Source organism: Allomesorhizobium camelthorni, assembly GCF_011045125.1.
Lineage (GTDB): Bacteria > Pseudomonadota > Alphaproteobacteria > Rhizobiales > Rhizobiaceae > Allomesorhizobium > Allomesorhizobium camelthorni.
Window position 1 is genome coordinate 1 of record NZ_JAAKZF010000120.1, and the last position, 10,603, is coordinate 10,603.

Here is a 10,603-nt window from a genome sequence, read left to right on the forward strand (position 1 = left end):
CAAGGCCGCCTGAGGTTTCAGGGACGCTTGCGACAAAATAGACGAGGGCGGCATGCGTTTAAGCGGAATCAGGCATGCCGCTCCCAATTTTTGTTGTCGCCTCAACCGTCGCGATCTCGCGATCGAGCAGCGCCCTCCGCCGTTTCCTTTCACTTGTAGCCTGTCATCTCTAGATAGCCGCGCCCGGTATGGCTGCCCTCAAATCGGATCGGGCCTTCCCAGTAGGGAAAGCGAGTGTCCATCCAGGCTTGCGGGTTCAGCGCCCGCGTGGTCACATCCACCTCTTTTTCCGGCAATTCCACCCGCCAACGGTTCGGCATGCTGCGACCCGCGACTATTGCCGTCTCGAGCGGCGTCACCCTGAGCGCGCCGGGGGCCTGCGGCTGCGGCGTGCCGTCGGCGCTGATCCATGTGGCCGACGTAAAGCCCGCGCCTTCATCGCGCAGCCGAAAGCCCATCATCTTTTCGCCGCTGTCGAAATGGAGCGAGAACCAGTCCCACCCGGTCTGATCCTCGGCCAGCGGTTGCGAGGACCATTCGTGATCCAGCCACGCCCTACCGGTTACGGCAATCGCGCCCTCTGGAAGGGTTAGCATGCCGGTCACGTGGTAGAATGGTTGCGAGTAGTAAAAGCTCGCCTGCCCCTTGCCGGATTTCACCGAATAGCCCTGCACCCCTTGCGGCACCAGCTGGCCTTTGGCGTCCAGCGTCAGTTCGTAGGAGAACGCCTGCCCCGCCGCGCGCAGATCGAGCGTTGACAGCGCATCCGCTTCTGGTGCGGCCCGACCTGCCATCTGCCAGTTGTCGATCCAGGCCGCAAAAGGTGCGGCCGTAACCCCCGCCTGGCCGATGCCGCCCCGCGCCAGCCGTTCGGCCACGAATTGCTGGGTTCGCGATGTCAGCCCCGCATGGCCCATCCAAAGCTGCGGACTGGACCAGCCGGCCCGTTCCTCCGGGGCCAGGGCGGTTCGGAACAGGGTCCATTGCAGGCCATAATCCGTTCCATCCGCAGCTTGCAGATTGGCAGTCAGATACCACCATTCGATCCGGTAACCCGGGTGCGGGCCGTGGTCTGCGGGGAAGTTCAACGCGATCCCCGGTTGGGGCACTGAAAACCCCTCAGCCTTTGTGCCAAGCCCGGCAAAACCCTGGCCAAAGGCAGGTGCGGCCAAGCACAGGTAGATCAGCAATGCCCTAACGCTCATTTGCAAACACCTTCAGCAAATCCGATGGTGAAAAACGCGCCAGGCGCCAGGCAGGCACGGCCACCGCGAGTCCGGCCGCCAGCAGCGCGAGCACCCCCAGCCTCACCCAGTCACCGGGAAAAAGGTGCATCGGCAAACGCCAGCCAAAAGCCTCGACATTCACCACCGCCAGCAAAACAAAGGCCAGCCCGATACCTACAGGCAAAGCGGCTAGCATGGTCAAGGCTGCCAACAGCAAGCCACGCCAAAGCTCCAGCCATGCGAGGTGGCGGCGGGTCAGCCCCATGGCCCAGACCGGCGCCAGTTGCGGACGGCGCATCCCCGACAGAGTCATGAGGCTCGCGAACATCGCCAGCCCCGCGACTCCCAGCGTCAGGACGCTCAGCGCGGCTGTCACGCTGAATGTGCGTTCAAACACTTTGAGCGCGAAGGCCTTGATCCCGGCCTGGTCAATCACGTTCTGCGCGGGCAGCCCGAATTCCGCCCGCAAACCAGCAGCCAGCGCGGCGGACTTGTCGGGGGCAACCCGAATGGCATAGCGCAGGCGGGAGACCTTCGGATAGCGCGCGGCCAGAGTGTCGATCCCGATGATTACCTGGCCCATAGGGTTGCCATAGTCGGAATAGACTCCAACGATGCTGGCCCGCCAGCCACCGGGCAGCGTGATCTGGTCCCCCAGACCCAACCCTTGGCGCCGCGACAACTGTTCGTTGATCAGTGCGCCCTCGCCTGTAGCGATCCGGTCCCAGACCTGCGGAAGGGCGGACAGCAGCGGCCAGTTGTCGCGATAGGTGGCATGATCGGCCACGCCGTATATTGCCGCGACGTGGCCTGCGACCTGGCCCTCAATGTTCCAGACCGGCAGGACGGCGTCGCTGCGCGGGGCCAGCCAGTCATGCATCGCCGTGGCCTCTGCTTCGGTGCGGGCAGTCACGTAAAGCTCAGAGGCGAGACGCTGGTCGAGCCAGCCGGTGAAGCTCAGCCGAAAACTCGACACCATCGTGCCGACGCCCACATTGGCGGCCAGCGCGAGCAGCAGCGCCATTAGCGCCAATGACAGGCCGGGAAGCTGCTGGCGCGTGTCGGCCCAAAACCATTCGGCCAGCGGTCCACGCGCCAAGCGGCGACCAAGGACCAATATCCCCGTCAGCACGAGTGGCAGAGCCAGTGCTGCCCCCAACAGCAGTGACGCCAGAAGCACAAAGCCCGCCACGAGGCCGGACCCCAATTGCGCAATCCCCGCCCCCGCCAGCAGGAGCACCATCGCCGCCACGCCCTGCGCGCGCAGCGCCCGCTCCGAGGCCCGCGCCCAGGCACGGGGCTGGGCGGGTGCAAGCAGCGGCAGGCGCCATACCCGCCAGAGGCCTTGTGCGGCCGCCACTAGCGTGCCGATCACGGCGATGGCCAGCCCCGCTGCCCACCACGCCGGGCGGATCGACAGCGTTCCCGGCACGTCGGCCCCGTAAAGTCCGCGCAGGGTGGCGGCCACATCGGGCAAAAGGGCCGAGGCGACCAGATAGCCAAGCGCCACGCCCACCAGCCCAGCGACCAGGGCGAAGACCAGCAACTCGGTGATCAGCAAAAGGATCAGCACGCGGGCCGGCAAGCCCAGCGCGCGCAGGGTGCGAAAGACCGGGCGGCGCTGTTCAAAAGCCAGACCGATGGCGGAATGCACGATGAAGAGCCCCACTGCAAAGGCAAGAAAACCGAAAGCCGTCAGGTTCAGGTGAAAACTGTCGGTCAGCCGGGCAAGATCCCCGGTCTCACTCGGCTCGCGCAGGATCAGGCCGGGGGCTGCTACTCTTAAGGAGGCACGATCCATCGGCTGGTCCGGCCAGAGCAGAAGACGGGAGATCTCGTCCTTTGCCCCAAGCAGGGCTTGCGCCTGCCCGATATCGGTGATGACTGTGCCGGGAGGCAACCCCTCGGCCACGCGCACAGGCGGTGTCGCTTGCCCAGCCAGTCGGGCCGCGGTTTCCGGGTCTGCATAGAAAACACCGGGCGTCGTGATGAACGGCAACAGCCCGCCGCCCGCCGCCACATCCACCTGCTGCGCCTGCGGCGGCACAGTCAGCGGATCGATGCCAAGGACGCGCAACCGCACATCGCCAAACCGCATTTCCCCATCGATCACCGGCGAAACCAGCCAGCCTGCACGCCGCAGTGTCACAAACACCTGCTGATTCATCGGGGCGCCGTCCTCACGCATCAGTTGTGCGAGCTGGTCCTGCCCAAGGATCACCGCCGCACGGTCATAGCTCGCCCTCGCCTCGGTGTTGATCGCCTGAACCCCCGACCACAGCGCCGTGGCCAGCGACAGCCCCAAAAGCAGCATCGCCAGTTGCACAGGCCGCCTGCGCCAGTGCGACAAGAGCGCTGTCAGCCCGGTCCACACCATCACGCCAGCCTCCCCGCGCGCAGGTGAACACGGGCGTCCAGCCGGTTTGCCAGACGGTTGGAATGAGTGACCATTAACAGCGCGGCACCCGTTTCAGCCACCAGCGACAGCATCAGATCGAGCACAGCGTCCCCTGTTGCCTCATCCAGATTGCCCGTGGGTTCATCAGCCAAAACCAGCCGGGGCCGGGCGGCCAAGGTCCGGCCTACTGCCACCCGCTGTTGCTGCCCGGCCGACAATTGTTCAGGATAGCGCGTCAGGACCTCGGCCAGGCCCAGCCGTGCGGCAAGGACTTTCAGCCATGCCGGATCAGGGTGGCCGGCAAGTCGAGCCTGAAAGGCAAGGTTGGCCGCCACATCAAGCGAGGGGATCAGGTTGAACTGTTGGAACACAAGTCCGACTGTTCCCCGCCGCAGCGCGGCAAGGGCAGTATCGTTCAGCCCCACGATATTTTTACCGCCAAGGTGGATTTCTCCCGCATCAGGACTGTCGAGCCCTGCAACGAGATGCAGGAGCGTGCTCTTTCCACTGCCAGACTCGCCGGTAAGCGCAAGGCTCTTGCCCGCTTCCAGCGAAAGATCGATCCCGTGCAGCACCTGCAACGGCCCCTCGACCGAGGGGTAGGACTTGTCGATCTGGTGCAGCCTCAGCAGCATGTTAACTCCCGAAGGTCCGCGTGCATCTAGCACGGCATGCCGGTGAAATCGTGCCGAACAACGACCCCACTCATAAAGTCTACTTTACTTCTCTCCGCGGTGCAGGCTGTGACTCTTTGGGGAAGCAGCGGTTGCACGGAAGCGTCGACTAGCAAGGCCGTTAACTCATAACGGCTTAGGGATTAGCGGCCTGGGACGCGGTGGAGCTTTTCGCTACGTCGCGCGTTATTTTCTTGCGGCACATCCGGGGAATGTCGGAGAGGACAAGGTATGCGAATACCGACAGTCTCGGCCGTTTTTGGCATCATTGCGACGGTTTCAGTGGCCCAGGCACAAGATATTGAGCAAGGACGCCAGCTTGCGCTTGAGGTCTGTGCCACCTGTCACGCCGTACGCCCCGACGAAGCCCTATCCCCTGTCACCACCGCGCCCAGCTTCGAAGTCGTTGCCATGACGCCGGGAATGACCGCAGCAGCGCTTAACGTCTGGCTCACGGCCCAGGCGCATCCCACCATGCCGAATATACTACTCTCCCAGCAGGAGGTCCGTGACGTGTCGGCCTATATTCTAAGCTTGCAAACGAACTTGTCCGGTCCGGATACACCCTGAGCGGAATTTCGATGGCATCGGCCGAAGGCAAATGTTGGCCAAGCGCCTCATCTCAGCACCGGCGTCAGATTGCTTAGGCTCTCGTGGTAGCGCCCCGTTAAGCAGAAACTTCTGCCAACATAGATCGTTGGTTCCTGCGGTCGACAACGACGAACAGGAACCTAGGCGATGATTGTAGACGACCAGAGGGCCGCGGCCTCGCTTTTGATGGCCCCGGCCTTTCACAGGATCGCTGAACCGGTCGAGGCAATCGAGACACATATTTCGCGCGTATTCCTAGCAGGCGACCGGGTCTTTAAGATGAAGCGTGCTGTGAAGCTGCCCTACGTCGATTTCTCGACGCCGATCCTCCGGCTCGCAGCCTGCGAGAAGGAAGTGGAACTCAATTCGAACACGGCGCCGGGCCTCTATGTCGGCGTGCGGCTTATTACGCGAGAGCCAGGCGGCAAGCTCGTCCTCGACGGAACCGGCGAACTGGTCGATGCGGTGATCGAAATGGTTCGCTTCGACCAGTCGAAGCTGCTGGACAGAATGGCCGTCGCCGGCGACCTCACACCTTCGCTCATGACGGCGGTCGCACGCAGGATTGTGCAATTCCATCGCGGCGCACCGGTGCTCCACTCCGGCAGCGGTTCGGCAAACATGGCGGGTGTGCTCGACATTAACGAGGCCGGTTTTGCCACCAGCCATGTTTTCGGCGAGGCCGAGGTCGACGATTTCAGCGGGGTCTTCCGCACCGCCCTGGCCCGTCATTCCGAACTGCTCGATCAGCGGGAGGCTGCAGGCAAGGTCCGCCGATGCCATGGCGATCTGCACCTGCGGAACATCTGCCTCTTTGACGGTGAGCCGCGGCTCTTCGACTGCATCGAATTCAACGACAAGATCGCCACTGTCGACGTGCTCTACGACCTGGCCTTCCTGCTCATGGATCTTTGGTATCGCGGCTTTGCGGAGCTCGCCAATCTTGCGATGAACCGCTACCTCGACGAAGCCGACGATGAGGACGGCTTCGTCCTCCTGCCCTTTTTCATGGCGGTGCGGGCCGCAGTGCGAGCGCATGTCACAGCAACGCAGGTCGAAGAAGGCAGCACCGATTCCAAGAAGATCGTCGCCAAGGCCAGATCCTATTTCGAAGTTGCCCGCGCGCTTTTCCAGGAAAAGCCACCTCGGCTGATCGCGATTGGTGGCTTAAGCGGTGCCGGCAAGACGACCGTCGCCGAGGCTCTGGCCGCGCATGTCGGTGCGCCGCCCGGCGCGCGCATCGTTGAGAGCGACCGTATACGAAAGTCCATGCATGGCGTACCCGCCGAAACGCGGCTTCCTGACCAAGCCTATCGGCCGGAAATGTCGGACAAGGTCTATAGTGAGATGGCATGGCGTGCCGGTCTCATTCTATCCGAGGGAGGTTCGGTTGTGGCCGATGCCGTCTTCGACAGGCCGGCTGACCGCGAGCGCATCGAGAAGGCGGCGCGCGACCGTGGACTCCCCTTCGCGGGCTTCTGGCTGGAAGCCGATCCGGTGATCCTTTGGCAACGGGTCGGCGAGCGCAGAGGCGGGTCGTCGGACGCTACCGTCGACGTCCTCTCGCGGCATTTACAGCGAACCACCACACAACTCGCCTGGCGCGGGGTCGACGCCGGACGAATGCCAGCCGACATTGCCGCAGAGTTGATAAGGTTCTTGGAAGCGGCTGTTAGCGAGCGCGGGGCGCGCGACGATGAGGATCTTCCTGGGAAATAACCTTCATCCTCCATCCACTTGCGGAAGGCGCGTGCAAATCACCGCCGAAGCACGCCGCACTTCACGTTGAATTTCACAGCTCCAAGCCTCATTGCGACATCACGGCTGCAGGAAGGCCGGCACGAGGGTGACCGATCCATAATTCACTTTTTGCTAGGTGACCCGGTTGGGCCTCGATTGAGGGTACCCCGATCGACAACGGCAACCCGCTCGCTGATATGTTGTTCGTACGATGATTGGCCGTATTTGCCAGGCGCGCCGATTTTTTTGGCAGAACTGGATTCTCAAATAGGCCGTGGGCCGGACAGGCATGCTCCGATCATTGCGCTGAGGATAGCGCGTTGATGTCATTTCGGAGTTTTTGGATCCGGACGAGGATTTCGTCGAATGGCAGCGGTTTATCATCGAACATCATCGGCGCCATGTCGCGGTAGTCAGCGCGGAGGTCTCTTTGCCTTGCTTCTGATGGCATCAACTGCAAGATGCCCGGCCGGGCGGTATTGTAGTTGGCCCAGCCTGAGCGGAAGAACACCGCCTTGTGCTTGGCCACTTGCTCGAGAAGCTTTAAGTCGGTCGCCGCGGCCCTTCCATCGTCCGTTTCGAGCAGCATCGCGATATCGTAGTAGTTCCGCGAGAAATATTGCGGCGTCGGCGTTTCGGCCGGCCGATGTGCCTAGGCGTGCAGCGCCGCAGCTTTTTCCCAGAATGTGCGTCGTGCCGACAGCACGGTAACGGAGCAGTCAGGATACTCGAAGAAATCCGGAAACCCGTCTGCTGCGTAAGGGTGGATGGTTCGCTCTTCGGTAGGGTATCCGCGAGCGCCGAATTCGAGCTTCACCCTCGGCGTGATGTAAGCCATGTCTGCGCACTCGCCCTCCGAGAGAGCGGTCGGGTAGTAAAAGTTGACGATTTGCGGATTTTGGGCTTCGATCTCCAGCGATCATTTACCACCAGCCGCGTCGCCGAGGTATGTGGCGACCGACCCGAGCGTTTCGGCGATATGTTTTTTCGACGTCTATCGCGGCAGTCGCGGCAGTTGACTGTCCCCTGCTCAACCCCTGGTCTGCGACGCGCCAAGACCCAGGCTCACCTTACCCACGGCGCTTTCGATCCTCGGCTTGCGGCCGCCGCCCGCTATTGAGCAGGTGCCGTAGGTGCCGGCGTGGTTGCGCCAGTCGCCTCAGGCGCGGGAGCGGGAACTGGATCAAAAGGCGTACGGTCAAATTCCGGCAGAGCATCCAGTTCTTCTTTGGACCCCGCCACGACTATCCAGCGGTCGCCTTCGCGCTCCGCCCATTCAATCTTGTCATACGCCATTTCGACACTTTTCTCGCCGAGACCGAGGAAACCGCCAACGCCAATCACGATAGATTTGACCTTGCCGTCCTTGTCGATGACGAGATCATTCACGTCGCCGATATTCTCTGCGTCGTCACCGGTGCCGTTATAGACCATTTCACCGACAAGGTTGGTGGCGAGATGACCCTCGGCCGGAGCCACTGCCGGTGCTGCCTGTTCCATCGGGGCCGGGGTGGCGGGGTCCGCAGGAGCCGGTTGTGGGGTCGTTTCCTGGGCGAACGCGCCGGCCGCAATCACCGTCGCGACCGCTGTTGCGGCCAAAAGATTGCGGATCATGACAACTTCTCCTTGTGCAGGATTTCCGTGCACTGCCGCGCCTGCGAAAGCACCACTGCTGGGAAGACGAGGCGCTGTGCTCACAACCTCACAACGCTGTGAACAGATTCTTGTTCCGGCTGTCGCGTTGCAGTTAATTGATGGGTGGCGAAGGTCGCCGCGAGGAAGAGTTGATTGGGCTACCGGAGGATCGAAAAAGCTCCTCCGGCCACTCTGCGAGGCGACGGCGGCCGGCGGTCCGGCCGCCGTCAATTTCTTCCTTCGGCGAGGCGATTGTCCGCTCAATACAACTGAGGGAGCCGCTGCCAATATCCTGCCCACGCACTGCTCACGGGCTGATCGAGCGCTCGACAGAAGCGCGCGGGCATTCATCGCCTCTATCCCCGTCACATCAAGGCAGTCCTCAGGAAGTCCGCCTTGGTCCACCGCAGGATCAGCCAGCCCACGATGCCCGCAAGCGTCGACCCCAGCAGTACGCCGATCTTCGTCTGGTTCTGGAGAAGAGCCGAGCCCGGATAGGCGAGAAGCCCGATGAAGAGGCTCATGGTGAAGCCGATGCCGCCAAGCACCGCCACGCCATAGAGATGCGCCCAGGAGGCGTAGCGGGGCATATCGGCAAGCCTTAGCTTGATCGCGAGCCATGCGAAGCCGAACACACCCGCCTGCTTGCCGAAAAAGCAGACCGAGCGCAATGCCGATCGGCACCGGATCGATGAGCGCGGAAGGACCCAGCCCGGCGAAGGACACGCCTGCATTGGCAAAGCCGAAGATCGGCACGATGAGGAACGCCACCCAGGGATTGAGCGCATGCTCGAGCTGGTGCAGCGGTGATGTCGGACTGTCGCCGCTCGATACTTCCAGCGGGATGGTAAGCGCCAGCGCCACGCCCGCAAGCGTTGCATGGATCCCCGACTGCAGCACGAAAAACCACAGCGCCGCGCCAAGCACCAGATAGGGCGCCAGATGCTTCATGCCGAACCAGTTGAGCGCCGAGAGGACCAGCAATGTCGCGGCCGCCAGACCGAGCATCAGGGGCGAGAGTTCGGCCGCATAGAAGAGGGCGATGATCACGACGGCGCCAAGGTCGTCGAGGATCGCCAGCGCCGTCAGGAATATCTTGAGCGACACCGGAACACGCGGACCGAGCAGCGAGAGCACGCCGAGCGCAAAGACGATGTCCGTCGCCGATGGAATAGCCCATCCCCTGAGATTTGCCGGCTCGCCCCAATTCAGCGCGATGAAGATCGCCGCCGGCACGACCATGCCGCCGAGCGCCGCGATACCCGGCAGCGCGCGCTGCGACCAGGTTGCAAGCTGCCCGTCCAGGAGCTCGCGCTTGATCTCAAGCCCGACGAGCAGGAAAAAAACGGCCATGAGCGCATCATTGATCCAGTGCAGCACCGACAGGCCCAGCACGTAACGATGCAGCCCATCGAAATAGAGCGTCGCAAACGGCGAATTGGCTATCAGCAGCGCCAGGGCAGCGACAAACATCAGCGTCATCCCTCCCGAGGCCTCATTGTCCAGAAAGGTTCGGAGAAGCGAGGAACGGTGAAGTTTTTTCTGCATCCACATCCACCCTCTTTCGATAATTTGGCGACGTACTCAACCGCGGGAGGTCACCGGGAAGTTGCCGCGCGGGTCAGCACTTCCGTTTAACAATTCCGCGAAGATGCGAGTGAAGTCCTGGAGCGGCGATGGTGGTGCTGCCGTCAATCGCGTCACGACCGAGACGACGAGCTTGGCATGGGATCCCAGCAACTCCGGCCGGGCATCGGGATGGGCTCGAAGATAGCTATCAAGCCCCTCGATCTGTTCGAGACCGTGCAGGGCACGTTCCCGGCAGGCGACAGGAGTCGAGAGGCAGGATGTCCGCGATGGTTTCCAGCGCGGCGAAGGGAAGGCTTGATATTCTGTAGATTTAAACCGCCGAATGCTTAGGCCTGTTGGAACAAAGCACAAGTGGACAGCGTTGGACCTGCAACTGGGGTGAGATCGGCATGTCCGAAGCTGCTCTCCGCAATTTCACCATCAATTTTGGCGCCCAGCACCCGGCGGTCCGTTTGTGGCTCATGCTAGAATTGGGTGGAGAGATAGCTGAGCGCGTCGATCCGCGTATCGGGCTACTGCACCGGGGACCGAGAAGCTGTCGAAGGCGCTGCCCTACTTCAACCGGCACGATTACGTCGCGCCGATGAACCGAGAGCATGCGTTTTACGTGGCGGTCGAGAGACTACTTGGCATTAATTCCCAAGCTCGGCCAGCCCATCCAACTGCCAATCCAGCGAGGTCTCCATGACACAGATCCGAGCCGACAACCAGCCCGTCACCCAGATCACCATCATCGATTCTGAACCGGA

The 10,603-nt window shown here is 62.3% G+C and carries 6 protein-coding genes and 3 pseudogenes; 3 read left to right on the plus strand and 6 right to left on the minus strand.

The genetic code is table 11. The features are described from left to right. Nucleotides 1–149: 149 nt before the first annotated feature. The 3 genes from G6N73_RS32475 to G6N73_RS32485 are packed head-to-tail and all read right to left on the minus strand — an operon-like array spanning nucleotide 150 to nucleotide 4,259. Complete coding sequence (locus tag G6N73_RS32475; protein WP_165034033.1) at nucleotides 150–1,205, minus strand: lipocalin-like domain-containing protein; 1,056 nt, start codon at nucleotides 1,203–1,205, stop codon at nucleotides 150–152. Continuing rightward, nucleotides 1,195–3,603, minus strand: a complete 2,409-nt coding sequence (locus tag G6N73_RS32480; RefSeq protein WP_206079216.1) for an ABC transporter permease — start codon at nucleotides 3,601–3,603, stop codon at nucleotides 1,195–1,197. Before G6N73_RS32480 ends, G6N73_RS32475 begins: the two co-directional genes overlap by 11 nt. Beyond that, entirely contained in the window at nucleotides 3,603–4,259 is a 657-nt protein-coding gene (locus G6N73_RS32485) for an ABC transporter ATP-binding protein (RefSeq protein WP_165034034.1), read from the minus strand. The genes G6N73_RS32480 and G6N73_RS32485 overlap by 1 nt, the downstream gene beginning before the upstream one ends. A gap of 270 nt (nucleotides 4,260–4,529) precedes the next feature. Between G6N73_RS32485 and G6N73_RS32490 the strand changes: the two genes are divergently transcribed. Next, nucleotides 4,530–4,868, plus strand: coding sequence for a c-type cytochrome (locus tag G6N73_RS32490; RefSeq protein ID WP_165034035.1), 339 nt, complete (start codon nucleotides 4,530–4,532; stop codon nucleotides 4,866–4,868). Between the two features lie 168 nt (nucleotides 4,869–5,036). After that, nucleotides 5,037–6,608 (plus strand): bifunctional aminoglycoside phosphotransferase/ATP-binding protein, encoded by a 1,572-nt coding sequence (locus G6N73_RS32495; protein ID WP_165034036.1) that lies wholly within the window; start codon nucleotides 5,037–5,039, stop codon nucleotides 6,606–6,608. Nucleotides 6,609–6,927: 319 nt separating this feature from the next. Here the strand turns inward: G6N73_RS32495 and G6N73_RS32500 are convergent. The 3 genes and pseudogenes from G6N73_RS32500 to nhaA all read right to left on the minus strand — a co-directional run bounded on the left by G6N73_RS32500 (nucleotide 6,928) and on the right by nhaA (nucleotide 9,812). Beyond that, a pseudogene (locus G6N73_RS32500) lies at nucleotides 6,928–7,545 on the minus strand (nucleotidyl transferase AbiEii/AbiGii toxin family protein). Nucleotides 7,546–7,742: 197 nt separating this feature from the next. Then, on the minus strand, nucleotides 7,743–8,615 hold the full coding sequence (locus G6N73_RS38445) for a PRC-barrel domain-containing protein (RefSeq protein ID WP_343044828.1): 873 nt from the start codon (nucleotides 8,613–8,615) through the stop codon (nucleotides 7,743–7,745). Between the two features lie 14 nt (nucleotides 8,616–8,629). Then, nucleotides 8,630–9,812 (minus strand): annotated as a pseudogene (nhaA, locus tag G6N73_RS32510) (Na+/H+ antiporter NhaA). A gap of 431 nt (nucleotides 9,813–10,243) precedes the next feature. On the opposite strand from nhaA, the pseudogene G6N73_RS32515 reads away from it, so the two are divergent. Next, nucleotides 10,244–10,503: pseudogene (locus tag G6N73_RS32515) on the plus strand (NADH-quinone oxidoreductase subunit D); the annotation flags it as partial. Nucleotides 10,504–10,603 lie beyond the last annotated feature (100 nt).